24 protein-coding genes and 1 tRNA gene are annotated in these 24,721 nt (G+C 64.2%); 13 read left to right on the forward strand and 12 right to left on the reverse strand.

Translation table 11 applies throughout. The annotated features are described in order from the left end of the window. Window positions 1-23 precede the first annotated feature (23 nt). Together BJA_RS35390 and BJA_RS35395 are read right to left on the reverse strand one after the other, a co-directional pair. On the reverse strand, window positions 24-482 hold the full coding sequence (locus tag BJA_RS35390; protein ID WP_011089725.1) for a cupin domain-containing protein: 459 nt from the start codon (window positions 480-482) through the stop codon (window positions 24-26). Between the two features lie 314 nt (window positions 483-796). After that, entirely contained in the window at window positions 797-2,002 is a 1,206-nt protein-coding gene (locus tag BJA_RS35395; RefSeq protein ID WP_011089726.1) for a sensor histidine kinase, read from the reverse strand. A 648-nt stretch (window positions 2,003-2,650) separates the two neighbouring features. Between BJA_RS35395 and BJA_RS35400 the strand changes: the two genes are divergently transcribed. The 3 genes from BJA_RS35400 to BJA_RS35410 all read left to right on the forward strand — a co-directional run bounded on the left by BJA_RS35400 (window position 2,651) and on the right by BJA_RS35410 (window position 6,099). Then, on the forward strand, window positions 2,651-3,394 hold the full coding sequence (locus BJA_RS35400) for a Crp/Fnr family transcriptional regulator (protein ID WP_011089728.1): 744 nt from the start codon (window positions 2,651-2,653) through the stop codon (window positions 3,392-3,394). Window positions 3,395-4,198: 804 nt separating this feature from the next. Continuing rightward, window positions 4,199-4,555: a hypothetical protein gene (locus BJA_RS35405; protein ID WP_063921539.1), complete on the forward strand. Its 357-nt coding sequence runs from the start codon at window positions 4,199-4,201 to the stop codon at window positions 4,553-4,555. 62 nt (window positions 4,556-4,617) lie between these two features. Next, a complete protein-coding gene (locus BJA_RS35410; RefSeq protein ID WP_011089730.1) occupies window positions 4,618-6,099 on the forward strand; it encodes a recombinase family protein in 1,482 nt (493 codons plus the stop codon). Here the strand turns inward: BJA_RS35410 and BJA_RS35415 are convergent. The 4 genes from BJA_RS35415 to mnmA all read right to left on the reverse strand — a co-directional run bounded on the left by BJA_RS35415 (window position 6,094) and on the right by mnmA (window position 8,670). Then, window positions 6,094-6,170, reverse strand: a tRNA-Met gene (locus BJA_RS35415). The two genes, BJA_RS35410 and BJA_RS35415, sit on opposite strands and share 6 nt — an antisense overlap. Before the next feature lie 251 nt (window positions 6,171-6,421). After that, window positions 6,422-6,784 (reverse strand): hypothetical protein, encoded by a 363-nt coding sequence (locus BJA_RS35420; protein ID WP_038965548.1) that lies wholly within the window; start codon window positions 6,782-6,784, stop codon window positions 6,422-6,424. 44 nt (window positions 6,785-6,828) lie between these two features. Continuing rightward, entirely contained in the window at window positions 6,829-7,467 is a 639-nt protein-coding gene (locus BJA_RS35425; protein WP_011089732.1) for a class I SAM-dependent methyltransferase, read from the reverse strand. A gap of 21 nt (window positions 7,468-7,488) precedes the next feature. Next, window positions 7,489-8,670, reverse strand: a complete 1,182-nt coding sequence (mnmA, locus tag BJA_RS35430; RefSeq protein WP_011089733.1) for a tRNA 2-thiouridine(34) synthase MnmA — start codon at window positions 8,668-8,670, stop codon at window positions 7,489-7,491. 343 nt (window positions 8,671-9,013) lie between these two features. Here mnmA and BJA_RS35435 point away from each other — a divergent pair, with 343 nt between their 5' ends. The 8 genes from BJA_RS35435 to BJA_RS35470 all read left to right on the forward strand — a co-directional run bounded on the left by BJA_RS35435 (window position 9,014) and on the right by BJA_RS35470 (window position 17,364). Beyond that, complete coding sequence (locus BJA_RS35435; RefSeq protein ID WP_011089734.1) at window positions 9,014-10,660, forward strand: flagellar hook-length control protein FliK; 1,647 nt, start codon at window positions 9,014-9,016, stop codon at window positions 10,658-10,660. A 13-nt stretch (window positions 10,661-10,673) separates the two neighbouring features. Next, the gene (locus BJA_RS35440) at window positions 10,674-11,381 is read left to right on the forward strand and encodes a flagellar hook assembly protein FlgD (protein ID WP_011089735.1); all 708 of its coding nucleotides are present in this window, start codon (window positions 10,674-10,676) and stop codon (window positions 11,379-11,381) included. 384 nt (window positions 11,382-11,765) lie between these two features. Further along, window positions 11,766-12,041: a DUF1153 domain-containing protein gene (locus BJA_RS35445; RefSeq protein ID WP_002714638.1), complete on the forward strand. Its 276-nt coding sequence runs from the start codon at window positions 11,766-11,768 to the stop codon at window positions 12,039-12,041. Window positions 12,042-12,221: 180 nt separating this feature from the next. Next, window positions 12,222-13,835: a flagellar basal-body MS-ring/collar protein FliF gene (gene fliF / locus BJA_RS35450; RefSeq protein ID WP_011089736.1), complete on the forward strand. Its 1,614-nt coding sequence runs from the start codon at window positions 12,222-12,224 to the stop codon at window positions 13,833-13,835. A 17-nt stretch (window positions 13,836-13,852) separates the two neighbouring features. After that, a complete protein-coding gene (fliG, locus tag BJA_RS35455) occupies window positions 13,853-14,944 on the forward strand; it encodes a flagellar motor switch protein FliG (protein WP_011089737.1) in 1,092 nt (363 codons plus the stop codon). Beyond that, window positions 14,944-15,564, forward strand: a complete 621-nt coding sequence (locus tag BJA_RS35460; protein WP_011089738.1) for a FliH/SctL family protein — start codon at window positions 14,944-14,946, stop codon at window positions 15,562-15,564. Before fliG ends, BJA_RS35460 begins: the two co-directional genes overlap by 1 nt. A 3-nt stretch (window positions 15,565-15,567) precedes the next feature. Then, complete coding sequence (gene fliN / locus BJA_RS35465) at window positions 15,568-15,918, forward strand: flagellar motor switch protein FliN (RefSeq protein WP_011089739.1); 351 nt, start codon at window positions 15,568-15,570, stop codon at window positions 15,916-15,918. A gap of 60 nt (window positions 15,919-15,978) precedes the next feature. Then, window positions 15,979-17,364, forward strand: coding sequence for a sigma-54-dependent transcriptional regulator FlbD (locus tag BJA_RS35470; protein WP_011089740.1), 1,386 nt, complete (start codon window positions 15,979-15,981; stop codon window positions 17,362-17,364). A 165-nt stretch (window positions 17,365-17,529) separates the two neighbouring features. Here the strand turns inward: BJA_RS35470 and BJA_RS35475 are convergent, their stop codons facing one another. Next, a complete protein-coding gene (locus tag BJA_RS35475) occupies window positions 17,530-17,862 on the reverse strand; it encodes a GYD domain-containing protein (protein ID WP_028173118.1) in 333 nt (110 codons plus the stop codon). A 380-nt stretch (window positions 17,863-18,242) separates the two neighbouring features. Here BJA_RS35475 and BJA_RS35480 point away from each other — a divergent pair, with 380 nt between their 5' ends. Next, the gene (locus tag BJA_RS35480; RefSeq protein WP_011089742.1) at window positions 18,243-19,493 is read left to right on the forward strand and encodes a vanadium-dependent haloperoxidase; all 1,251 of its coding nucleotides are present in this window, start codon (window positions 18,243-18,245) and stop codon (window positions 19,491-19,493) included. 269 nt (window positions 19,494-19,762) lie between these two features. Continuing rightward, window positions 19,763-20,911: a M20 family metallopeptidase gene (locus BJA_RS35485; protein WP_011089743.1), complete on the forward strand. Its 1,149-nt coding sequence runs from the start codon at window positions 19,763-19,765 to the stop codon at window positions 20,909-20,911. Between the two features lie 113 nt (window positions 20,912-21,024). On the opposite strand, the gene BJA_RS42460 is transcribed toward BJA_RS35485, so the two are convergent. The 5 genes from BJA_RS42460 to ssuD form a co-directional block, all read right to left on the reverse strand. Then, window positions 21,025-21,180, reverse strand: coding sequence for a hypothetical protein (locus BJA_RS42460; RefSeq protein ID WP_027544964.1), 156 nt, complete (start codon window positions 21,178-21,180; stop codon window positions 21,025-21,027). A 96-nt stretch (window positions 21,181-21,276) separates the two neighbouring features. Next, window positions 21,277-21,858, reverse strand: a complete 582-nt coding sequence (locus tag BJA_RS35490) for a flavin reductase family protein (protein ID WP_011089744.1) — start codon at window positions 21,856-21,858, stop codon at window positions 21,277-21,279. A 31-nt stretch (window positions 21,859-21,889) separates the two neighbouring features. Continuing rightward, entirely contained in the window at window positions 21,890-22,726 is an 837-nt protein-coding gene (locus BJA_RS35495) for an ATP-binding cassette domain-containing protein (protein WP_011089745.1), read from the reverse strand. A gap of 20 nt (window positions 22,727-22,746) precedes the next feature. Continuing rightward, window positions 22,747-23,553, reverse strand: a complete 807-nt coding sequence (gene ssuC / locus BJA_RS35500) for an aliphatic sulfonate ABC transporter permease SsuC (protein ID WP_011089746.1) — start codon at window positions 23,551-23,553, stop codon at window positions 22,747-22,749. Beyond that, window positions 23,550-24,713 carry an FMNH2-dependent alkanesulfonate monooxygenase gene (ssuD, locus tag BJA_RS35505; protein WP_011089747.1) on the reverse strand — a complete coding sequence of 388 codons (1,164 nt, stop codon included), beginning with the start codon at window positions 24,711-24,713 and terminating at the stop codon, window positions 23,550-23,552. The genes ssuC and ssuD overlap by 4 nt, the downstream gene beginning before the upstream one ends. Window positions 24,714-24,721 lie beyond the last annotated feature (8 nt).

Below are 24,721 nucleotides of genomic sequence, written 5' to 3' on the forward strand. Positions count from 1 at the left end.
AGCTTTAGGCTGGGCGCCGACAGCTATTTCTTGCGCGGATCGTCAGCCGGGTTGACGTAGTCAATACCTCCCGGGCCGGTGAACTGAACTTGGAGAACCGCCTCTTCGTTGCCGGTCCATGCGTAATGCGCGTGTTTTGCCGGATACACCCACAATGCGCCCGGTTTCAACAGTTCGCCTTTCTTCTCGAACTTTTCACCTTGGCTCGTTCCGATAGTACCACTGATTATCGTTACGACCTCGGAATAAGGATGAGTGTGCGGGGGCATTTGGAAGTTGGCGGGAAACTTGATGCGTAAGACGACGGTGTCTCCGGCCTTTGTCTGGTCGCCTACCAGAGCGGCGAGTTGAACGCCCTTCGGAAATGCTGGGTTATCCTTCCAGATCAGTGCGTCAGGCGTAACCTGGATGTGCTTGTCTTGCGCTATCCCAGAGCTTGCAAACGCGATCAAAGCGGCGGCGGCAAAGAGCTGCTTTTTCATGCTGCTACTCCCTGCAAATGGACAATGGGGGAATGAGAGCATATCAAATCAGGCTACTCTGCAGGAACAGATTTTCTGACCTGTTGTTGCGGACGGCCGGCCACTATCATCGGATGTCGCCTTCGGGTCATAAGCGCCCTTCGGAGGGGCGGCCTGTTGCTTCCGGTTTACCCCCATGAGCCGACGGCCGGGGACGCTGCTTAGACTTCGCATTCGGGCCAACAGGAGACTCACGCACGGCAGCAATGACTGGCGTTATTCGATCACCTCGTCGGCACGAGCGAGCAAGGTCGGCGGAATCGTTATGGCCCCCTTCAGATCACCTTCTTACGAAGAATAGGTAAGTTTACCAAAAACCGCGCTCCTTTCGTCGCGCCAGTAACAACGGCTATATGTCCCTGAAGCTGGCCAACCAGGCCTTTGACGACCTTAAACCCCAAACTGGTGCGCGGTTGATCGATGTCAAAGCCATCCGGCAGGCCGATGCCTTGGTCGGAAACTTCGAGGCGAAGTTGTCCCTCTATCTCGCGGGCAGAGATTTCGATCGCGCCTTTGCCTTCCGGGTAAGCATACTTCACCGCGTTGGTAACGAGCTCGTTGACCAACAATCCTAGCGGAATTGCGTGATCCGCAGAAAGCAACATTGAATCTGCATGGCAGTGCAAGGAAAGCCCCTCGGTTGCCCCCTTCAATTTTTTGCAAAGCTCGGTCATAAAATCTTCCAGGTCGACAAAGCCGATTTGCGAACCACGCCATAGGTGATCATGCACTTGGGCGATGGTTTCCACGCGCGCACTCGCATCGTCTAACGCATTCCTGACTTCTTCGGATTGTGCACTCCGTGCTTGCACGCGAAGGAGGCCGACAACCGAAGTCAGGCTGTTCTTGACACGATGGCTCATTTCCCGTGTCAGCAATTCCTGATGCTCGAGGGCCTTCTGAAGCTTGGCGTCGGCCTGCTGGCGTTCGATGGCGATGCCAAGCAGGCTGGCGAAGCCCGCAAGGAAGTGTGCGTCCGCCTCGTCGAACTCGCCAGGGTCGGTACTATCGACTTCCAGCACGCCGAAGGACTGATTGCCCTCTGCCCCCCGTTCTATCAGCACGTTGATTGCCCGCCTGATACCATGATCCGCTAGGAGCTGAGGCGTACGGAAACGCGTCTCCGCTTCTAGATGGTTTGATATGACGCTCTTTCCAGTCTGGTATGCATACCCTGCTGGCGACCCGGTATCCGTGCTAAGCGAAACGATATTGATGGTCCCGGGCGCCCAACCGACGCCGGCGCGAACCATAAGGCGTTTTTCATCTGGAAGAAATTCTAAGACCTTAGCGAAGCGAACTCTCAGACCCTGTGCGCATAATTCCGTTGCGCGTTGCAGTATTAGCGTGAAGTCGCGGGTCAGCATCGCTATGCGGCCGAAATCCCCAAGTAAGGATTGTTGCTCCAATCGATATGAAAGTTCGTCTCGACTTGGCGGTGTTGCGGAAAGCAATTGTTCCCGCCCGACGTCGGAAGTCATCGAAATCTACCCTTCGAGCCCGTTAACCCCGCCATGGGAAGGCTAGCACGTTACGGGCGTTTGAATGCGACCAATGTCCGCAGTGGGTCAAGAATGCGAAATACTCTACGCGAGCAGATGTTTTCCGCTTCGCCTCTAAACTCAGACGTTGCTCGATGCGCTCGGCACTTCGCATTCGGTGCCACTTTCGGACCAAACGACCGCCTCGTCGGCATGCGCGGGGGAATGCCGCGCATCGTCTGTCTCGGCGGGGCGTGCTGGCGGAATTCCAAGACGCCAGCTTCCAGTAGCTTGTGCGCATCATCGTGCAGAACGCGACGATCGCGGTCCGGGGCATAGTTCGCGCACACTCTTCCGACATCGCCGCGGCGTTTGCCGCGCCCCGGAAATTGGAACTCCCTATGATGTTACCCATACGCATTTTGCAATTGTGCCGCGTAGCGCTGGAATCTAAGTCCTCAATGATCCGGCGAGACAAAAATTCGCCTCGCGATCGCGTGTGTTTGGAGTTCAATTTTTGACATTGAGAGCTTCCGCAGCTGAATTGGATTTCGGGGGGCGAAGCGTAGGCGGATTCAAACAAAGTTCGAGGTTGCCGCCCTATGCCGCTCGAAATGCGATGCGGCGGATGGTTCGCGGCGGGCTACAGTGACGCTTTCCAGCGGGATCGGTAACCGACTTTTGGCAGGACTACCGGCGGCGGATCTCGATCTGCTGGCACCCGACCTAGAGATGGTCGCGCTCGATCGGGACTCGGTCGTCTCGCGGGCGGGTGACCAGACCGAGCACGTCCTCTTCCCCCATAGTGGCGCCATTTCTGTGATGATCGACATGGCGAACGGGCAGACGGTCGCCAGCGCCGCAATAGGGCGCGAGGGAGCAGTAGGCACTCTTTCCGTGCTCGGGCCGTCTCCTGCGGCCGTTACCGCCATCGTTCGTGCCGCGGGCACCGCCTCGCGGATCCCCGCATCGCGATTCCACGCCGCTTTCAGCCGGAGCCCCGCGATCCGTCACGCAGTCCAGATTCACTTCAAGGCGATGCTGATACAGCTACAAATCGGCGGGGCCTGCAATGCGCTGCATTCGGTCCAAGCCCGCATGGCGCGCTGGCTGCTCCATCTTCGCGACCGCGTCGACCACGACGTCCTCCCGCTCACCCAGGAGGCGCTTTCGCAAATACTAGGTGTGCGACGAACGACGGTGACGCTCCTGATGCGGAATCTGCGCGCTTCCGGAGCGATCATATCTGAACGGCGAGGCGAAATCGAGATCGACCCTTCGCGGCTCGCAGCGGTGGCGTGCGAATGCCGCGACACCATGCGTCTCGAAATCGAGGGGATCTTCTCTATGAATGCAACCCAATCTCGCGTTTTGGTTCTGCCGACGCAGTAATTGAAACGGGCGATGTAGCCGCTTCGGCGCGGCCGGTGAAGTCGGCGAAGACGGGGCTGGATAGCGGATTCTTCGGGCCCATCAGGCCGCCGCCCCATGCCTTGACCGGGACCTCCCACCTAATGTCCGTTGCGGGTCACGAGCCGTGCGGTGAGCAAATCAAGTCGGCTCTGCCTTCGATAGGGGACCTCAGCAAGACCTCCTACATTTGTCGAGACGGGCCAACAGGGGAAACAGCGCGGCTTGACCGTTCACTGAACAAGCACGTCCTCATGGCGTCCGGCGGCGGCCAAGCCTGGAATGCCTCAGCGACAAGACTAGCGGAAAAGCCGCCGCCGGGTTGAGAGCGGCGACGGCTTCTTCTTTACGCGCTCAGACGGCCGCGACTACCCGCCGCGTCGCATGAAGGAAACGGTTAGCGGGCGCTGCGACGCCATCAATTGGATGACGCTCCTGTTTGCGCAATTCATCGACTAGACGTTCAAGGTAGGGCGGCAGAGGCGAGGCTTCGCGAGATAAGTTCTGTTGCAATCTGTCACCCACCTCGTCACAGATCGAGCGGGCAGTCTTATGATCGATGTGGTCCGATATTCGATTGGTCGGTTCCATATCGCGACCTTTCGATTAGGCCCCACGATTAACTTAAGTTTCAGGGATGCGAAAATGTTTCGCGCACCTTCGAAGAATGCCGATGGTTCCATTTAATGGAACGAAGACACTGTGACCGATCGCCATCGTCAGCGCTGATGCCTGCAACCCGCCGAGTTAGTGAAACTCTTGGGGCGAACGCTTGGAGGAAGTCCGATGACGTTGAGAGGAGTGCCGGCCGTCACGATAATCGTGCTGCTCGGGCTTGGAGTTCAGGCCAAAGCGCAGGGGCCGTGCGCCGAAGTGTTGCGATTGCGTAACGCTGCTAGTGAGGCTTGGAAGCATGCGATGAGTGCACCGGCATCGCAGCGCTGCGGAGCCTTGGCCCAAGTTTCTGTGGCCACGGAGGCGACGCTCAACTACGCGGACAATAACCGCCAGTCATGCAACACCTCTGATCGATTGCTGAACGAGGTGGATGGGTATCATCGGCAAGCGGTGCAGGCTCGCGCCCGTCCCATCGATCGAAACGGCGCTAAGTTCGCCTCCAATTGTCCGGAAGCCGACGTGTAGGTTTAGGAGGTTTCCCGCCTGAGAATGACCATCCTCATCAACTGAGGAGGTCATCATGACCGATGTCCGTCCGCACGTATGATGATCGGGCTCGCTCCGGTGGCTCATTGATGGGACGCAACGGCCTGCTGCAGCTGTTGGACGATGCCAGGGAGAAATCCTTTGATATTGTCATCGTTGAAGCCCTTGATCGTCTCTCCCGCGACATGGAAGACCTTGCGGGCATCCATAAGCGGCTATCCTTTCTCGGGATCGAGATCCGGGCAGTCCATGAAGGCGTCGTCAACACTGTGCTGGTCGGCCTTCGCGGCTTGGTCGGACAACTCTATCGCGAAGATAACGCACATAAGGTGCGTCGCGGTCTGGCCGGGCGGATCAAACAAGGCTTGGCTGGAGGCGGCCTGACATACGGATATGCCGCGATCGCCGGAAGAACGGGTGAGCGCGTTATCGTCGAGGCCGAGGCACAAATTATTCAGCGCATCTTCCAGGAATACATCGAGGGTCGAACCCCTCGCGAAATCGCGCACGATCTCAACAAGGACGGAGTATCACCTCCGCGAGGTCGAGCATGGAATGCCTCAACGATCAACGGCAACCTTGAGAGGGGAGCCGGCATCCTGCAGAACGAGCTTTATGTAGGACGTCTCGTTTGGAACAAGGTCAGGATGGTGAAAGATCCTGACACGGGAAAACGACTGTCACGCCCCAACCCGCGGAGTGAGCGGCAGGTTGCTGACGTTCCGCATCTTGCAATTATCAAACCCGAATTGTTCGCGGCGGCTCAAAAGCGCAAAGAAGAGCGCGGTCATACCCACCCTAGCCATCAACGCCGGCCGCGACGGATGCTGTCTGGTCTGCTCCGTTGCGGTTGGTGCGGTGCGGGCATGTCAACCAATGGGCGAGACAAATCGGGGCGTGTTCGCATTCGCTGCTCAGCAGCGACGGAGAACGGCACGTGCCCGGACGCAAAGACCTTCTATCTTGACACGGTTGAGAGCGCTGTTCTCACAGGGCTGCAGGCCGAGTTGCGTGCGCCGAAAGTCATTGCGGAGTACGTGCGTACTTACCTCGAAGAGCGAAAACGCCTCGCGATCACATCGAATGCAAAGAGGCAGCGTCTCGAACAGCAGCTCGCGCAGCTGAATCGAGAAATCGAACGACTGGTGGATGCGATCGCAAAAGGGCACGGCGATCCATCCATTCTCGGTCCGCGATCGACCGCCCTCGGTGCCGAACGCGAGCGAATATCTGAAGAGTTGCGGAGTGAACCGCCGGCCGCAAAAGAGGTCGCCCTGCATCCAGCTATTCTCAAGCGATATGAAGAACAGCTAGGTCGGCTCGAGGAGGCGCTAACGAAGGGTATCCGTTCGGGCGACGGAGAGGCGGCCGAAGCCATCAGAGACCTGATCGAGAGGGTCACTGTCTTCCGAGATCCATCACGCCTCGGTGGCGTAACGGTGGAGATATCAGGCCGGTTAAACGCCCTGTTGGGGGAAAAAGCTTTCCCAAACCAAGTCAAAGGGGTTTGGGAAACATGGTAGCGGGAGAGGGACTCGAACCCCCGACCCCAGGATTATGATTCCCGTGCTCTAACCAGCTGAGCTACCCCGCCACAGGGTCGCGAGGGCCGAAACGGCCGATCTCGCGAACGCGCGGCATATAAGGAAGGGGGCGGCGGGCTGTCAATCCGGGTTTGCGAAAGCTTTGACGGATATGGCGCTTGAGAGGGGAAAACCGACCCCTTTTAGCGCTGGAGTCGCGATTTCGGGCACCAGACTCGCGGAGAGTCCCCTCACCCGGATCGCATCTTCGATGCGCTCCGGCCTCTCCCCGCAGGCGGGGAAAGGCGAAGGAAGAGCGAGCCTATTTCGGCCGGACCGTCGGGTCGCCGCCGGGGCTGCCGGGGGGCGGGATGACGGGGGTGTTGCCGCCGCTTTCGGGGGCCGGGGCATGCATGTCGGGGTCTACGCCCGAGGGCGGGCAGAGCACGCCGTCGGATTTGGCCAGCCTGTCGCCGAGCGGTTCCCGGGACTGGCCGGTGGTGGTGCCGTCGGGCGCGGTAGCGCGGTTCGGGCGGTCCTGGGGCAGGCAATTGGCGGCGTGCTGCGCCGATGGCGGCGCGGTCGCTTGCGGCGGCGTCGCAGGTAGCGGCGGGGCCTGCGCCATCGCGGCGCCTGAGGCGGCGATGACGAGGCCCGCAAAGATGAGTTTTGATGTCGTGCGCATGGGAGGGAAACGCCGGGGTAAGGCCCGGTGTTCCCCCAACGCGATCACGATTTGCGGTAGCGGATCAGCGAAAAGTGGCCCATCGGCGGCATCGGGCGGCGCTCGGCCAGCGTGATGCCGCCGTGCTTTGCGGCCCAGTCGACCAGGCGCTGCCACGGGAATTCCGGGCGCCAGCCGAGGCGGCGGGCGACGGGCGCGAAGGCGAGCTCGAACAGCTTGCGCGGACCGCTCTCGGCACCGATGTGGTTGACGAGGATCAGCTCGCCGCCGGGCTTCAGCACGCGCACGAACTCGTCGAGCGTGCCTTCGGGATCGGGCACGGCGGTGATGACATATTGCGCGACCACCGCGTCGAAGAAGTTTTCGGGGAAGGCGAGGTTTTTCGCGTCCATCACCGAGAGCACCTCGACATTGCTGAGCCGCAGCGCGCGCACGCGCGCCTGCGCCTTGCGCAGCATCGGCTCGGAGATGTCCACGCCGCAGATCTTTGTGGTGCGCGAATAGTCGGACAGCGAAAGCCCGGTGCCGACGCCGACGTCGAGGATGCGGCCGCCGATGCGGTCGGCCTCCGCGATGGTCGACTGCCGCCCGGCGTCGAACACCTTGCCGAACACGAGATCGTAGACCGGCGCCCAGCGGCCATAGGCCTTCTCGACCCCGGCCCGCGAGATGTCTGCTGCCATGCCCCCTGCCCCGGAAATTTTCTAGCCGCGCACCGCTTCCACCAGCGGCCTCGCAGGGTTGCTCGCAACCTTCGCCGCGGCGCTCTGGATGAAGCCGCCGCCGAGCACGCGCGCCTGCCCCGAGGGCGCATCGTAGAACACGCAGGCCTGGCCCGGCGAGACGCCCTCCTCGCCGGCGACGAGCTCGATCTCGTAATGGCCGCCAGCGCCGCGCAGCCACGCCGGCTGGGGGCTGCGCGTCGAGCGCACGCGCACGAACATCTCGAGGCCATTGCCGATGGCGCTATCGATATCACCGCCGCCGAGCCAGTTGACGTCGCGCAAGCTGATGCGGTGCATCTTCAGCGCCTCGCGCGGGCCGACGACGACGCGGCGATTGGCGGCCTCGAGCCGCACCACGAACAGCGGCGCGTGAGCGGCGATGCCGAGACCGCGGCGCTGGCCGACGGTGAAATTGGCGATGCCGTTGTGCCGGCCGAGCACGCGGCCGTCGAGATCGACGATGTCGCCGGGGTCCATCGCGTTCGGCCGCAGGCGGGTGATGATGTCGGTGTAGCGCCCCGTGGGCACGAAGCAGATGTCCTGGCTGTCGTGCTTGTCAGCGACCGCAAGACCGAAGCGGCGCGCGAGCTCGCGCGTCTCCGGCTTGGTCATGTCGCCGAGCGGAAAGCGCAGATAGTCGAGCTGTTCCTGCGTGGTCGCGAACAGGAAGTAGCTCTGGTCGCGATCGGCATCGGCGGCGCAGACCAGCACGCGCGAGCCGTCGTCGAGACGGCGCGAGGCGACGTAATGGCCGGTGGCGAGCGCCTGGGCCCCTAACTCGCGCGCGGTCTTGAGTAGGTCGCGAAACTTGATCGAGCGGTTGCACTCGATGCACGGCACCGGCGTTTCACCAAGAGCATAAGAGTCGGCGAAATTGTCGATGACGGACTCGCGAAAACGGTCCTCGTAGTCGAGCACGTAATGGGGAATGCCGAGCTTGGCGGCAACGTCGCGGGCGTCGTGGATGTCCTGGCCGGCGCAGCAGGCGCCCTTGCGATGGGTCGCCGCGCCATGGTCGTAGAGCTGGAGCGTGATGCCGACGACGTCGTAGCCCTCAGCCTTGAGCAGCGCAGCCGTCGTCGAGGAATCGACGCCGCCCGACATGGCGACGACGACCCTGGTGTCCTGCGGACGGCCTTCGAGATCCAGACTGTTGAGCATGGGTTCTTAAGGTGTGACGGCGGCGTTCGGCGATCCGCGATGTGCCTTTGGCCGGGACATCGGTGGTCCCGGGGAACTTCGGTTCCCGCAGGGCGCGACTGGCCCGGTCGAAAGCGGCTGAGAGCGATCTCTTTAATATAGGGGGCATTCCGGTGAAGCAATCACAGGGGAGGCCGGCTTAGGGCAATTCTTGCCGGGGCGGCAGAAATGGCGGGGTCGCGGAGGGCCCTGCGGCGGCAAGCTCGACGCATCAAGATATTGATTTTACTTCTAAATTTTCCACGCTCGGCGCTGGCCCGCTCCTTGCTACCCCTGTACCGAAGATGTTTTCAAGAGGTCGCCTGTGGTCGGTCGGACGTCAGATGTAGCTGCCAGCGTGCCGGTTCCTAGCGCGCAGCAAAAGACTGCACGCTCGCAAGGGCCGAAGGACACGTCGACGAACGACGCCTTCGGCTCGCTGGTCGACAGTAATACCCAGGCGATCAGCAACAACGCGGCCTCGCAGGCGCAGGACAGCGCGCCGCGGCGGACCGATTCGGCGTCGTCCGCCGCAGACAAGAGCCCGCGCGACACCTCCTCGACCGACCAGTCCTCGCAGAGCAAGGCGAGCGACGACACTGACAATTCCGCGCCCGCCGGGAGCGAGACGACGGACGATCCGGCCAAAGCCACGGACACGGCGTCGGCCAAGAGCAAGGACAAGACCAAGGACAAGCCGGAGGCGTCCGACGCCAAATCGGCGGACAAGTCCGACGAGACCAAGGGCGACAAGGCCGACGGCACCGACGGGCTCGCCGCCGCCGTCGCAACCGATGCCGCCGCAGCCGCGCAAGTGGACGCGACCCAGGCCGCCGTGCCCGATCCGAACGCGATCGTGGTGGCCGCGCCGGTCGTGCCTCTCGATCCGAACGCTGCGGCGAACCAGGCCGGCGATGCCGTCGCCTCGCCGCTGACGATCGCCGCCGCCGGCCTCGCCGCCAGCGCCTCCACCGCGGCGCAGATCGCCGGCGCCAAGACCGATACCGCGACGGCGGGCGACAAGAGCGCCAAGGCCGCGGGCGCCAAGGTCGATGCCGAGACCTCGGCGACGCTCGCGGACGCCGCGACCGGCACCACCGACGGCACCGCGACCGACGCCAAGACCAATGGCGGACTGATCGCCGCCGCCGTTGACCAGGGCACGCCGAAGACCTCGTTCAAGGCCGCCGCCACCGCGCCAGGCGCGAGCGACGTCTCCAATATCGGCCAGGACGCGGGCAAGGCGAATGCCGCGACCGCGCAAACGCCGGCGACCGCGACGGGCGCCGCCGCGCATCCGCAAGCGGCCAAGCCGCAAGACGATGCCGGCGCGACCGACGCGAAGGCTGCTCCCGCCGACCGAGCCGCCGATGCAGCGCCTGGCGCACCGGCCACGCACGCCCATGCGAATGCGCAAAGCCCCGTCGCCGCGACCGACACCAGCGCGCAGGCGGCCTCCGCCGTGCAGGCGCCCCTGACTACGACGACGTCGGCCGCGACGGCATCGACCGCAACGCTCACCGCGACCGCGGCAACTTCGACTGCCGTGCCGATCAACGCCGTGCCGATCGAGATCGCGGCCGCCGCGCGCGCCGGCAAGACGCGCTTCGACATCAGCCTCGATCCGATCGATCTCGGCCGCATCGACGTCCGCATCAATGTCGACCGCAACGGCCAGGTCACCTCGCATCTCACCGTCGAGAAGCCGGAGACGCTGCAGATGCTGCGGCAGGACGCGCCGCAATTGCAGCGCGCGCTCGACGATGCCGGCTTCAAGACCGGCAGCAACGGACTCTCCTTCAGCCTGCGCGACCAGAATTCGTCGGGCCAGAACTCCGGCCGGAACAACGACAATGGCGGCAATGCCCGCCGCCTGATCATCAGCGAGGACGACACCGTTCCCGCAGCGCCCGTGGGACGCGGCTACGGCCGCATGCTCGGATCGAGCAGCGGCGTCGACATCAGAGTGTGAGGAGTATTCGCAAATGACCACCACGAATGCCGCCACCGCCCCTTCCGTTGTCTCCGGCACGACCGACGTCCCGAAATCGTCCTCGTCGAACTCGCTGAGCTCGAGCACGGGATCGACGCTCGCCGGCAACTTCCAGACCTTCCTGACGCTGCTGACGACGCAGCTGCAGAACCAGAACCCGCTCGATCCGCTCGACACCAACCAGTTCACCCAGCAGCTGGTGCAGTTCGCCGGCGTCGAGCAGCAGCTCAAGACCAACGATGCGCTGTCCCAGCTCGTCACGCTGCAACAGACCACGCAGGCGACCCAGGCGCTGGGCTTCGTCGGCAAGACCGCGCTGGTCGACGGCTCGACCGCGACCATGAAGAACTCGTCGGCGACCTGGCATCTCAACGTGCCCAGCGACTCGACCGTGGATATCACCGTCGCCAATTCCAGCGGCCAGACCGTGTTCACTGGCAAATACACCGCCGCCGCCGGCACCGACATTCCCTTCACCTGGAACGGCCAGGGCAATGACGGCACGCAATGGCCCGACGGCAAGTACACGATCTCGGCCACGGGCAAGGATGTCGCGAACAACAATGTCGGCATCGCCGCGCAGGTGCAGGGCGTGGTGTCGTCGGTCGACCTGACCCAGTCGCCGCCGCTGCTCACCATCGACGGCGCCAGCTACACCCTGAGCCAGGTGAAGAGCATCATCGCGACCAGCAGCAATTAAAGGCCTGCGCGGCCGCCACACACGAGATGTCATCCCCGCGAAGGCGGGGATCCATAACCACAGAACGTCGTTTTCGCGTGAGACCGTAACCCCGAGTCGTCGTCAAACTGCTCCCTGGGGTTATGGGTCCCGGCCTCGCGCTCCGCGCGCCCCGGGACGACGGTTGAGAGCTTTGCAGCGTCGCGCTCGGCCCCGGTTTGTTAGTAAAGTATTTACTTTCTGCCCCGCCCGGCCGGCTGAAACGCGCTTTCAGCCCTCCGGGCCGGCCGTGTTCCCGCAAGTTTCAACGAGAATTGTATTGAAGCCTTAGGCTTAGCGGATTTTTAAGCCGCCGCGCGTAGGGTTACGGCGTGAGTTCAGTGGTTGAGAGTTTGTGAGTACGCCATGACAGAACCCCATCGCCCGAGGGTAAAATACGTCATCGGGCCGGACGGCAGTCCGCTGACGATCGCAGATCTGCCAGCACCCGGCACCAAACGCTGGGTCATCCGCCGCAAGGCTGAAGTCGTCGCCGCCGTCCGTGGCGGACTTCTCTCCCTTGAGGAGGCCTGCAGCCGTTATACGCTGACGGTCGACGAATTCCTCTCTTGGCAGTTTTCCATCGACCAGCACGGTCTGGCGGGTCTTCGCACCACCCGCATCCAGCAATATCGCCAGTAAGCGATCCGGAAATCTGCGGCTTTTGACGAAAATCGGCCTCGCCCTGCGAGGCCGATTTTTTTCATGACGCGACTTTTGTCCCAGCTCTTAATCTTCGTTAACCATATCGAAACCATCACCTAGGCAATAATTGCCCAGTCGACCGCTCTGGAATGCGGATCGAAGCTTCGGGGCGGTTGCTTGCAAGGTCTTGCGGACTTCTTAAAAGGTATCGGCGCCGCCCGCTTCGGGGCGATGATCGCGGTCACCGCCGCGCTCGTCGGCTTCTTCGCGTTCGTCATCATGCGGGTCACCACGCCGCAGATGACGACGCTGTTCACCGACCTCTCGGTGGAAGATTCTTCCAGCATTATCAAGGACCTGGAACGCCAGGCCATCCAGTTCGAGCTGCGCAATGAGGGCACCATCATCATGGTGCCCAAGGACAAGGTGACGCGGCTGCGGATGAAGCTCGCCGAGGGCGGCCTGCCCAAGGGCGGCGGCGTCGGCTACGAGGTGTTCGACAAGTCGGACGCGCTCGGCACCACCTCTTTCGTCCAGAACATCAATCATCTGCGCGCGCTGGAAGGCGAGCTCGCCCGCACCATCCGTGCCATCGACCGCATCCAGGCCGCCCGCGTCCATCTGGTGCTGCCCGAGCGCCCGCTGTTCTCGCGCGAGGCGCCGGAGCCGTCCGCCTCGATCGTGGTGCGGGTCCGCGGCGCGCTGGAGGCGCAGCAGATCAGGGCCATCCGCCATCTCGTCGCCTCCGCCGTCAACGGACTGAAGCCGCAGCGGGTCTCGATCGTCGACGAGGCCGGCCAGCTGCTCGCCGACGGCGCCGCGACCGATCCGGAGCAGGCGCTCGGCGACGAGCGCCGCACCACCTTCGAGAAGCGGATGCGCAAGCAGGTCGAGGACATCGTCTCCTCGGTGGTCGGGTCGGGCCGCGCCCGCGTCCAGCTCTCCGCCGATTTCGACTTCAACAAGATCACCCAGACCTCGGACAAGTTCGACCCCGAGGGCCGCGTGCTGCGCTCTACCCAGACCCGCGAAGAAAGCAGCATGACCGCCGACAACAACGGCCAGGTCACCGTCAACAACGAGCTGCCGGGCAACCAGCAGAACAACGGCGTCGCGGCCAAGGACCAGAGCAAGAAGACCGAGGAGACCAACAATTACGAGATCTCCCGCACCACCAAGACCGAGGTGACCGAAGCCGGCCGGGTCAACCGCATCTCCGTCGCGGTGCTGGTCGACGGCATCTACAGCAAGAACGACAAGGGCGAGCTGGCCTATCAGGACCGCACCAAGGAGCAGCTCGACCGCATCGCGACCCTGGTGCGCTCGGCCATCGGCTTCGACCAGAAGCGCGGCGACCAGGTCGAGGTCGTCAATCTGCGCTTTGCCGATGCCCCCTCCACCGCCCCGATCGCCGAGCCGTCGGGCTTCCTCGGCATGCTCCAGTTCACCAAGGACGACGTCATGTACTTCGTCGAGCTCGGCGTGATGATGCTGCTCGGCCTGGTCGTGCTGTTCATGGTGATCCGCCCGCTGGTCAAGCGCATCCTGGCTTCCGACGAGGTCGCCGCCGCCATCAGTGGCGTGCTCTCCGGCCCGGCCGCCTCGGACGAGGCCGCGCCGGCCGCCGGCCAGGCGCTGCTGCCCGGCGGCGCCGCCAGCGCGATCGACGTCGCAACCATCCAGGGCCAGGTCCATGCCCAGTCAGTTCATCGTGTCGGCGAGCTCGCCGAACGCAACCCCAACGAAACCGTCGCCATCATTCGCCAATGGCTGACCGAACCCGCGAAATGATCGAGAAGTGAACTGACATGGCCGCCAACCTGCAAAACGCCAACTCCAACGACATCACCAGCGTGATCTCGACGCTCGGCGCCCGCCAGGGCAGCCGTGCGGGCGCCAAGACCGAGGCGGTGGCGGGACCCAAGCGCGCCGCGATCCTGATGCTGGCGCTGGGCGAGCAATACGGCGGCAAGATCTGGTCGATGCTCGACGACGACGAGGTGCGCCAGCTTTCGCTGGAAATGTCGACGCTCGGCACCGTCGAGGTCGACACGGTCGAGGACATGCTGCTCGAGTTCGTCTCGCGCATGTCGGCCTCGGGCGCGCTGATGGGCAATTTCGACGCCACCGAACGGCTGCTCCAGCAATACCTGCCGCCGGAGCGCGTCAACGGCATCATGGACGAGATCCGCGGCCCCGCCGGGCGCAACATGTGGGAGAAGCTTTCCAACGTGCAGGAAGAGGTTCTCGCCAACTATCTCAAGAACGAATATCCGCAGACCATCGCGGTGGTGCTGTCGAAGCTGAAGCCGGAGCACGCCGCGCGCGTGCTCGGCATCTTCCCCGAGGACCTCGCGCTCGACGTCGTCAACCGCATGCTGAAGATGGAAGCGGTGCAGAAGGAGGTGATCGAGAGCGTGGAGAAGACGCTGCGCACCGAATTCATGTCCAACCTGTCGCAGACCCGCCGCCGCGACGCCCACGAGGTGATGGCCGAAATCTTCAACAATTTCGACCGCCAGACCGAAACCCGCTTCATCACCTCGCTGGAAGAGGACAACCGGGAATCGGCCGAGCGCATCAAGGCTCTGATGTTCACCTTCGACGACCTCGTGAAGCTGGATTCCGGCTCGGCCCAGACCCTGATGCGCAACGTCGACAAGGACAAGCTCGGCGTCGCGCTCAAGAGCGCCAACGAGGACGTCCGCAACTTCTTCTTCGGCAACATGTCCTCGCGCGCGGCCAAGATGCTCCAGGACGACATGGCGGCGATGGGCCCGGTCCGTCTGCGCGACGTCGACGAGGCGCAGGCGCTGCTGGTCAACCTCGCCAAGGATCTCGCCGCCAAGGGCGAGATCATGCTGACCAAGAACCGCGCCGACGACGAACTGGTGTATTGATGGCCGCTCCGGCAAAATTCCTGTTCGACACCGACTTCGCCGCGCCGGACCGGACGCGCGAGAAGGCCGCGACCGCGGCCGAGATCGCCCAGAAGGTCGCGGAAGCGGAGGCGCGCGCCTATCAGGACGGCTTTGCCGCCGGCCAGCGCGAGGCCAAGGCCGAGAGCGACCGCCGCGTCGCGCTCGCCATGGAAGAGATCAACATCGCAATCCGGGGCGTCGCCTCGGGCATGGGCAACATCGAGATCAAGATGGAGACCGAGGCGGTCGAGGTCGCGGTCGCGGTGGCGCGCAAGCTGTGCGCCGACCTGGTCGCCGCCGAGCCGCTCGGCGAGATCGTGGCGCTGGTCAAGGACTGCTTCTCGCATCTGGTCGCGACGCCGCATCTCGTCGTCCGCATCAACGACGCGCTCTACGACAGCGCCCGCGAGAAGATCGAGCGGCTCGCCAAGCAGAGCGGCTTCGAGGGCCGGCTGGTGATCCTGGCCGAGCCGGAGATTGCGACCGGCGACTGCCGGATCGAATGGGCCGATGGCGGCGTCGTGCTGGAGCGCGGCGCCATCGCGGCCAAGATCGACGAAATGGTCGGACGCTATATCGCGTCCCGCAGGGGGAGCTAAGCCATGAGCGACACCGACGGACAGGTCCCGCTGCCCGATCTCAACGGCCCGATGCCGCCAACCGGCACCGATGTCGGCTACAACGAGGACGAATATGCGGCGCGCGCCGCCGCCGACCTCGAGGCCGTGTTCGACGTGCCGGTGCAGGTCTCGGCCGTGCTCGGCCGCTCCAAGATGGACGTCGGCGAGCTCCTGAAGCTCGGGCCCGGCACCGTGCTCGAGCTCGACCGGCGCGTCGGCGAGGCCATCGACATCTACGTCAACAACAAGCTGGTCGCCCGCGGCGAGGTCGTCCTGGTCGAGGACAAGCTCGGCGTGACCATGACCGAAATCATCAAGACCGAACGCACGTAATTATTGCGCGAACGCAGGGAATGACGCGCGGCAGCGCGACCAGACGGACAGGAGACTGACATGCGGCTTCTCATCGTTGGCACATTGAAGGGCCAGCTCACCACCGCCACCAAGATCGCGATGGAGAACGGCGCCACCGTGACCCACGCCGAGGATCACGAGCAGGCGATGCGCGTGCTGCGCGGCGGCAAGGGCGCCGACCTCCTGCTGGTCGACGTCGCCCTCGACATCCGCGACCTCGTGATGCGGCTGGAGGCCGAGCACATCCACGCCCCGATCGTCGCCTGCGGCATCACCAACGACGCCCGCGCCGCGGTCGCCGCGATCCGCGCCGGCGCCAAGGAATACATTCCGCTGCCGCCGGATCCGGAGCTGATCGCGGCGGTGCTGGCCGCCGTCGCCAACGATTCCCGCGAGCTGGTCTATCGCGACGAGGCGATGGCCAAGGTGATCAAGCTCGCGCAGCAGATCGCAGGCTCGGATGCCTCGGTGATGATCACCGGCGAATCCGGCACCGGCAAGGAAGTGCTGGCCCGCTACGTCCACACCCGCTCGGCCCGCGCCAAGCGCCCGTTCATCTCGATCAACTGCGCCGCGATCCCCGAGCATCTCTTGGAGTCCGAGCTGTTCGGCCACGAGAAGGGCGCCTTCACCGGCGCGATCGCCCGCCGCATCGGCAAGTTCGAGGAAGCGACCGGCGGCACGCTGCTGCTCGACGAAATCTCGGAGATGGACGTCCGCCTGCAATCGAAGCTGCTGCGCGCCATCCAGGAGCGCGTGATCGACCGCGTCGGCGGCACCAAGCCGGTGCCGGTGGACATCCGCATCATCGCGACCTCGAACCGCAATTTGGCCGAGGCCGTGCGCGAAGGCACGTTCCGCGAGGACCTGCTGTTCCGCCTCAATGTGGTCAACCTGAAGATCCCACCGCTGCGCGAGCGTCCCCTCGACATCCTCGAGCTCGCCCAGCACTTCGTGAAGAAGTACGCCGAAGCCAACGGCGTGCCGATGCGCCCGATCTCGGCGGAAGCGCGCCGCGTGCTCTCGACCAACCGCTGGCAGGGCAACGTCCGCGAGCTCGAAAACACCATGCACCGCTCCGTGCTGATGGCGCAGGGCGACGAGATCGGACCCGACGCGATCCTCACCCCGGACGGCGACCGCCTCGACCTCGCCAAGACGGTACCGGCCGTGGCGCATGCCACGATGGCCGCCGAGCAGGTGACGCGCGCGCTCGTCGGCCGTACCGTGGCCGATGTTGAACGCGACCTGATCCTGGAGACGCTGAAGCACTGCCTCGGCAACCGCACCCACGCCGCCAACATCCTGGGGATTTCGATCCGGACGCTGCGCAACAAGCTCAACGAATACGCCGACGGCGGCATCCCGATTACGCCAGCCGGGACGCCGGGTGAGTACCCGCGGATGCCGATGGTGGGGGCGTAAGGCTTCTGCGAATATCGAGAGGATGCGAATGCCCGGGCTAGGCCCGGGCATTTTCTTTTTGAGGAGAACGCAACCAGTCGCCACACAATAAGTGTCGTCCCGGCCTAGTGCGAATTGCGCACTAGGCTGGGACGACGTTGGGAGATATAGCGCGCCCGCGCGAGTCTACTTGCCCGGCGGAACGTAGGTGCTCACGAGTTTGGAAGCCTTCTCCGCGATGCTCTTGAACTCGCTCATCTTCCAAGCGCGTACGGTTTCGATCTTGGAGACGGCGCCAGCCGCAGCGGCCACCATTCCAATCGCAATGGCATCGGAGCCGTCAGGAAACTCCGTGACGAGCACTGCATCGTGTTGACCAGTGGTCATGAAAGCTCCCTGAAGCTTCCCACCGGCCTTCTCGACCAGCGCGCCGATGGCCGACGTGCGATCGGCCGGCTTGTCGACCATTCCCTTGATACCGGCATTTGAGTATGAGACGTACGAGATGAACAACGGCATGTTTCTCTCCGTTGAGGTTACACCGTGACAATGTCGTCCTAGAAAAGACGCTCTGAAACGAGAGCAAGGCACGGCCTGCCGACGGCATGCGAGCTGCCTTAAAAATTGAGCTACGGACTTCGGCACGTCCAACTGGCAGCTTGCGCCGACTATAGCCGACTGCACAATGCGGCGCGAACGGTAAGCCAAGCCTACCCATTCGGGACGCAACTGTTCTGCCCGCCGAGAAAAATCTGCTCTCGGTTGAACCGCATGCGGCGCGTGAAGCAGTTCACAATCAAACCACATCAAGATCGCTAGAGTCCTCGGGCAGCGCGACGCGACGTCGGCCAGAGCCGCATCGGCCGCGCGATACGTCCTTCAAATCGAAAGGGCACGCCATGAAATGCTCCTCGTGGACCATCTCCCGCCTTTCGCTGATTGTAACGCTGATCGCGGCCTCGGCGTCGCTGGCACGCGCCGACGTGATCATGGACTGGAATGCAAAGGCCGACGCGATCGCTGCCGAGAAGCAAATTCTTCCAGCGCCCCACAGCCGCGTCTTGTCCATGATGCACGTCGCGATGTTCGAGGCGGTCAACGCGATCGACCGCCGGTACGCGCCCTACAAGCTCTCCTTGCCCGCGGATCGTTCGACGTCGCGGGAAGCTGCGGCGGCAGCTGCCGCTCACGAGGTGCTGCTTTCGGTCTATCCGGACCTCAAGCCGGACCTGGATGCGACGCTGTCGAATTCTCTGGCGCCGATTGCCGACGGCGAGTCCAAGATCGCCGGCATCAGCCTCGGGAAAGAGGCCGCGATGCAGATCATCGAGCTTCGTGCGAACGATGGCAGCGCCGCTCCGGAAACTTACCGCCCCCTGACGACACCGGGCGCGTACGTTCCGACCACCGTTCCGCTGTTCTCAACCACGGGCGCGACGACGCCCTGGGTCATGGTTTCCGGATCGCAGTTTCGCCCCGGCCCGCCGCCGGCGCTTGGTTCAGAGGTGTGGACCCGGGATGTCAACGAAATCCGCGAGGTCGGCAGCCGAAGCAGTACAACCCGGACGCCGGAGCAAACGACGATCGGCCGATTCTGGTTCTTTGTCGGTGCCCGCACCTACAATCCGATCGTGAGGCAAGCTGCAATGGCCAAGGGCATGGATCTCGTCGACTGCGCCCGGCTGTTCGCGCTGACGTCAATTGCCGGCAACGACGCCCTCGTTGCGGTGTTCGATGCAAAATACCATTACAATCTCTGGCGACCGATCACCGCCATACGCAACGCCGACCTGACGTCGAATCCGGCGACGCCACGCGACCCGTCCTGGCTGCCACTCGGCGAAACGCCGATGCATCCAGAATATCCCTGTGCTCACTGCATCACGTCGGCGGCGATTTCGACCGTGCTCCAGAGCGTCGTTGGAGATTTCGGCGAGTTTTCGCTGACCAGCTCCACGGCACCAGGTGTCACGCGCAAATGGTCGCGGCTCCAGGACTACAGCGACGAAGTCTCCAACGCCCGCATCTGGGCCGGCTTTCACTACCGGTTCTCGACCGAGGTCGGCAAGGACATGGGTCGGAAGATCGGCGCACTGACCGTCGCGACCCAGCTTCGCGGTGTGGAAGCGATGGCGGAGCCGAAGCGTTAAGGCTGGTGCCCACATCCGCAGTGTCGTCCTGGCGAAGGCCAGGACCCATTACCCCAGAGAGGAGTTTGACGAAGATTCGTCGTCCGGTACTCCTACCGCCCTCCATCGGTAGATTCCGCGGTATGGGTCCTGGCTTTCGCCAGGACGACGATGAGGAGACAGTGTGCGTCCAAACCCGCAGACGGCGGCATGGCCGCACCGCGTTCTCCGACTAGGTCGCGCCTGCGCAAGGCCGTATAACCCCGCGTGAGAACCACACGAGGGTAAACATGTCTGAAGCTCAAATCACGGACTGGCTGGCGTCGCAGCGGCAGGCGATGATCGATCTGTTGCGCGACGTCGTGAACATCGATTCCGGGTCCTATGACAAGGAGGGCGTCGATGCGGTCGGGGCGCGGTTCGAGCGGCACTTCGCCGAGCACGGCATCCCGTTCCGGCGCGAGAGCAACTCCACCTTCGGCGATGCGATTCATGCCGAGGTGACAAAGCCCGGCAGCAACGAGAAGCCGGTGCTGCTGATGGGCCATCGCGACACCGTGTTCGGCAAGGGCGAGGCCGGACGGCGTCCCTTCACGATCCGCGACAACCGCGCCTATGGCCCCGGCGTCGCCGACATGAAATCCGGCGTCGTGATGAACATCTTCGTGGCGACCGCCTTCCACAAGTTCGGCGGCAGCCCGCACCCGATCAAGGTGCTGATCACCTCCGACGAGGAGATCGGATCGCCCTCGTCGCGACCCGTGATCGAGCGCGAAGGTCGTGCCGCGCGTGCGGTGTTCAACTCCGAGCCGGGCCGCCCCACAGGCAACGTCGTCACCGGCCGCAAGGGTGGCATCTTCATGCATCTGGCCATCACCGGCAAAGCTGCGCATTCCGGCGCCAATTTCGCCGCCGGCGTCAGCGCGATCGGCGAGCTCGCGCACAAGATCGTCCAGGTCCACGCGTTGACCAATCTCGACAAGGGCATCACGCTCAATGTCGGCCTCGTCTCCGGCGGCCAGTCCGTCAATACGACGGCGCCCTATGCCGAGGGCCAGATCGATCTGCGCTATGTCGATCCCGCAGACCGCGCCACGGTGATGGCCGCGATCGAGACAATCGTCGCGACCTCCTATGTGCCGGGCACGAGCGCAACGCTGACGATCAAGGGCGAGTTCGTGCCGGTGGTGCAGAGCGAGGCCTCGAAGACGCTGTTCGAAGGTTATCAAGCTGCGGCAAGGCAGGTCGGCCTCACCACGCTCCAGGGCGAGTTCTCCGGCGGCTGCGCCGATTCCGGTTTCACCGCCGCGGTCGGCACGCCGACCATCTGCGGCCTCGGCCCGGTCGGCGGGCTCGCGCACACGCCGGAGGAATATCTCGAGATCGACAGCATCGTGCCGCGCGCGCAGGCGCTGGCGCTGGCGATTCTGAGAGGGTGAATTCGTAACTTCCGTAGGGTGGGCAAAACGAAGCGTGCCCACCATTTCGTTCGCAGCGAAGATGGTGGGCACGGCGCAAGTGCGCCTTTGCCCACCCTACGAGATCTCGGGCGTCACGAATAACTCGGCGCGTCGGGCTTGCGGAAGATGTGGATGGGGTCGCCGGGAATGATCGGCTGGCCGCTGAACATGGCATAGGCGTAGAGCGCGAGATAAGCGATCGCCAGCGCGCCGATGGCGTAGAAGGCCCAGGTCGCGACGCGTTTCATCGTTCCGCTCCGTTGCCGTCCCGGACGGGAGGCTCAGGGCGCTTCTAGAGCGATGACAGGGAAAAGGCCAGCCTGCGTGCTGCCTCTTTGCGGCGATCAAACGCCGCGCCGGGTGCGCGCGGGAAGGCTGACCTCGGCGAGCCTTGCCGCGTCTTCATCCTGGTCGACCGCGACGTACTGGCCGTGCCAATAGGCAAGCGCCGCGGTCCGCGTCGAACTCCTGACGTCCCTGACACGGCCGATGACGATGCCGTGCGAGTGCCGCTCGACGATCTCCTCGACCTCGCAATCGAAGGCCGACAATGCGCCGACCAGCAGCGGGACTCCCGAAACCGCCGTCACCCACCGGGCGCCGGCGAAGCGGTCTGCGCCCTTGAGCCCGCCCTTGCCGGCGAAGCGTTCGGCGACGTCGAGCTGGTCGGCGTTGAGGATGTTCACGCCGAAGGCGCCGTGACGCCGGATCAGCGGGAAGGACGAGGCATCGCGATTGATGCTGACCAGCAGCGTCGGCGGTTCGACCGACAGCGAGGTGACCGAGGTCACCGTCATGCCGCTGATGTCCTTGCCCCGCCCGGCGGTGATGACGCTGACGCCGCCGGTGAGGTGGCGCATGGCGCCGCGGAAATCGGCGGGCGAGACGGGGATTTCAGTCATGAGATCGCGAGGCACTACATTCATGGCGTGGTCCCCGAAGCGGGGTTCCCTCTATTTAGGTACGATCGTCCGCCGACAAAAGGTGGCTCAGGATCGAGCCTTCGAGGCCCGCAAGCTCGACCGAGCCGCGCTCCCGGGGCCGGGCTGCGTTAACCACGACGTCATGGGCGATCCGGCCCTCCTCGATCACCAGCACCCGGTCCGCCAGCGCGACCGCCTCGGACACGTCGTGGGTCACCAGGATCGCGGTAAAGCCCTGGTCGCGCCAGACCCGCTCCAGAAGCCGCTGCATCGAGATGCGGGTCAGCGCATCCAGCGCACCGAGCGGCTCGTCGAAGGCCAGCACGCGCGGACGGGAGACCAGCGCGCGGCCGAGCGCGACGCGCTGCTTCTGGCCGCCCGACAACACCGAGGGCCACTGGTCGCGCTTGTCGGCGAGGCCGACCTCGGTCAGCGCCTTCTCGGCGCGAGCATGCGCATCCTTCGATGCGCGATCGCGGCCGAGACCGACCTCGACATTGGCGAGCACGCGCGCCCAGGGTAATAGCCGCGGCTCCTGGAACATCACGCGGATATCCTCGGGCTGGACGTCACTGCCAAGGCTGATGGTGCCGGCATCGATCTTGTCCAGGCCGGCGATCAGGCGCAGCAGCGTGCTCTTGCCGCAGCCGCTCTTTCCGACGATGGCGACGAACTGGCCGGCCGGGATGTGCAGGTCGATGCCGCGCAGCACCTCATTGTCGCCGAAGGACTTTCGCAGCCCCCGGATGCTGAGCGGCAGGCCGCTGGCCTGCACCACCCGCTCCTCGCGCACCACGCGGGCGTGAGGCGCGAAACTGGCGCGGCTGGCGAGCTCGGTTTCGGGAAGCGAGGTCCGAAGGGCTGTCTGCATGTGATTCCCAGTATTTCTGCTCAACGTTTCTGGAAGGCGGGGTGCCAGGAGAGCGTCGCCCGCTCCAGCACGCGGGAGGCGCTGTCGGCGAGCTTGCCGAGCAGGGCGTAGATCAGGATCGAGAGCACGACGACGTCGATCAGCATGAACTCGCGCGCCTGCATCGCCATGTAGCCGAGGCCCGAGGATGCCGCGATGGTCTCGGCCACGATCAGGGTCAGCCACATGATGCCGAGCGCAAAGCGGATGCCGACGAAGATCGAGGGCAGCGCGCCCGGAAAGATCACGCGGCGGAACAATTCGCCGTCGCTCATGCCGTAGATACGGCCCATCTCGATCAGCTGGGGATCGACGGTGCGGATGCCGTGCAGCGTGTTGAGGTAGATCGGAAAGAACACCCCGAGCGCCACCAGGAACAGCTTTGCGCTCTCGTCGATGCCGAACCACAGGATGACCAGCGGGATCAGCGCCAGGTGCGGCACGTTGCGGACCATCTGGAGCGTGGTGTCGGTGAGCTTTGCCGAGAGCTGCGACAGGCCGTTGGCAAGCCCGAAGGCGAAGCCGATGCTGCCGCCGATCAGGAAGCCGATCGAGGCGCGCCAGAACGAGACCCAGATGTTGCGCGCGAGCTCGCCGGAGAGCAGCAGCTTCCAGCCGGCGAACGCGACGTCGCTCGGCGCCGGCAGCACGCGCGTCGGCACGAAGCCGGTGACGCAGGCGAGCTGCCAGATCGCGACGATGGCGAGCGGCACGATCCACCGCACCAGGCCGCCCGCGCGCGGCAGGCGGACCCGGCGCGGAAGAGAAATACTGTCGATGAGGCTCATGATTGCGATGCCAGCCTGGAGGGACGGTAGTCGTTGCCGACGGTCTCGCCGAACGGACCGCTGTTGTGGTGCAGCCGCGTCACGTTGCTGCCGTGATCGAGCGAGAGCAGCGGGAACACCAGCTCGGCAAAGCGATAGGCTTCCTCCAGATGCGGATAGCCCGACATGATGAACGTATCGATGCCGATATCCTGATACTCCTTGATGCGCGCCGCGACGGTCTGGGCGTCGCCGACCAGCGCCGTGCCGGCGCCGCCGCGCACCAGGCCGACGCCGGCCCACAGGTTCGGGCTAATCTCGAGCTTGTCGCGCTTGCCGCCATGGAGCTGCGCCATGCGCTGCTGGCCGACGGAGTCCATCCGGGCAAAGTTCCTCTGCGCCCGCGCGATGGTGTCGTCGCTGACATGCTTGATCAGCTCGTTGGCCGCACTCCAGGCCTCTTCATTGGTCTCACGAACGATCACGTGCAGGCGAATGCCGAAGGACAGCTTTCGGCCCCGCGCGTTCGCGACCTCCCTCACCCTCGCGATCTTCTCGGCAACCTGGGCCGGCGGCTCACCCCAGGTGAGGTATTTGTCGACGGTATCGACCGCGACATCGATGCCGGCGTCCGACGAACCGCCAAAATAGAGCGGCGGCCGCGGCGACTGCACCGGGGGGAACAGCAGCTTGCCGTCCTCGATGCGGATGTGCTTGCCCTCGACATTGACGGCCTTGCCGCCCAGCAGGTCGCTATAGACGTTGAGGAACTCGCGCGTGACCTCGTAGCGCTCGTCATGGCCAAGGAAGATGCCGTCGCCCTTGTTCTCGACGGGATCGCCGCCGGTGACGACGTTGATCAGGAGCCTGCCGTTGGTGATGCGATCGAGCGTCGCGGTCATGCGCGCGGCCACGCTCGGCGATTGCAGGCCGGGCCGGACAGCCACGAGATAGCGCAGCCGCTCGGTGAACGGCGCGACCGAGGAGGCGACGATCCAGGAATCCTCGCAAGACCGCCCGGTCGGCAGCAGCACGCCGAAATAGCCGAGCTGGTCGGCCGCCTGCGCGATCTGGCGCAGATAGTTGAAGTTGACCTCGCGGCCGCCGGTCGCGGTGCCCAAATAGCGGCCGTCACCATGGGTCGGCAGGAACCAGAGGATGTTGCTTTTGGATTGGCTCATGGATGGGC

It is taken from the genome of Bradyrhizobium diazoefficiens USDA 110 (assembly GCF_000011365.1).
Lineage (GTDB): Bacteria > Pseudomonadota > Alphaproteobacteria > Rhizobiales > Xanthobacteraceae > Bradyrhizobium > Bradyrhizobium diazoefficiens.

Coding starts and splice junctions, on each gene's coding strand:
- BJA_RS35485 (WP_011089743.1), top strand. CDS start 19,763: ATGTCTGAAGCTCAAATCACGGACTGGCTGGCGTCGCAGCGGCAGGCG.
- BJA_RS35445 (WP_002714638.1), top strand. CDS start 11,766: ATGACAGAACCCCATCGCCCGAGGGTAAAATACGTCATCGGGCCGGAC.
- ssuD (WP_011089747.1), bottom strand. CDS start 24,713: ATGAGCCAATCCAAAAGCAACATCCTCTGGTTCCTGCCGACCCATGGT.
- fliG (WP_011089737.1), top strand. CDS start 13,853: ATGGCCGCCAACCTGCAAAACGCCAACTCCAACGACATCACCAGCGTG.
- BJA_RS35390 (WP_011089725.1), bottom strand. CDS start 482: ATGAAAAAGCAGCTCTTTGCCGCCGCCGCTTTGATCGCGTTTGCAAGC.
- BJA_RS35460 (WP_011089738.1), top strand. CDS start 14,944: ATGGCCGCTCCGGCAAAATTCCTGTTCGACACCGACTTCGCCGCGCCG.
- BJA_RS35495 (WP_011089745.1), bottom strand. CDS start 22,726: ATGCAGACAGCCCTTCGGACCTCGCTTCCCGAAACCGAGCTCGCCAGC.
- BJA_RS35480 (WP_011089742.1), top strand. CDS start 18,243: ATGAAATGCTCCTCGTGGACCATCTCCCGCCTTTCGCTGATTGTAACG.
- BJA_RS35475 (WP_028173118.1), bottom strand. CDS start 17,862: ATGCCGTTGTTCATCTCGTACGTCTCATACTCAAATGCCGGTATCAAG.
- BJA_RS35425 (WP_011089732.1), bottom strand. CDS start 7,467: ATGGCAGCAGACATCTCGCGGGCCGGGGTCGAGAAGGCCTATGGCCGC.
- mnmA (WP_011089733.1), bottom strand. CDS start 8,670: ATGCTCAACAGTCTGGATCTCGAAGGCCGTCCGCAGGACACCAGGGTC.
- BJA_RS35440 (WP_011089735.1), top strand. CDS start 10,674: ATGACCACCACGAATGCCGCCACCGCCCCTTCCGTTGTCTCCGGCACG.
- BJA_RS35470 (WP_011089740.1), top strand. CDS start 15,979: ATGCGGCTTCTCATCGTTGGCACATTGAAGGGCCAGCTCACCACCGCC.
- BJA_RS35490 (WP_011089744.1), bottom strand. CDS start 21,858: ATGAATGTAGTGCCTCGCGATCTCATGACTGAAATCCCCGTCTCGCCC.
- BJA_RS35395 (WP_011089726.1), bottom strand. CDS start 2,002: ATGACTTCCGACGTCGGGCGGGAACAATTGCTTTCCGCAACACCGCCA.
- BJA_RS35420 (WP_038965548.1), bottom strand. CDS start 6,784: ATGCGCACGACATCAAAACTCATCTTTGCGGGCCTCGTCATCGCCGCC.
- fliN (WP_011089739.1), top strand. CDS start 15,568: ATGAGCGACACCGACGGACAGGTCCCGCTGCCCGATCTCAACGGCCCG.
- BJA_RS35405 (WP_063921539.1), top strand. CDS start 4,199: ATGACGTTGAGAGGAGTGCCGGCCGTCACGATAATCGTGCTGCTCGGG.
- BJA_RS42460 (WP_027544964.1), bottom strand. CDS start 21,180: ATGAAACGCGTCGCGACCTGGGCCTTCTACGCCATCGGCGCGCTGGCG.
- ssuC (WP_011089746.1), bottom strand. CDS start 23,553: ATGAGCCTCATCGACAGTATTTCTCTTCCGCGCCGGGTCCGCCTGCCG.
- BJA_RS35410 (WP_011089730.1), top strand. CDS start 4,618: ATGTCCGTCCGCACGTATGATGATCGGGCTCGCTCCGGTGGCTCATTG.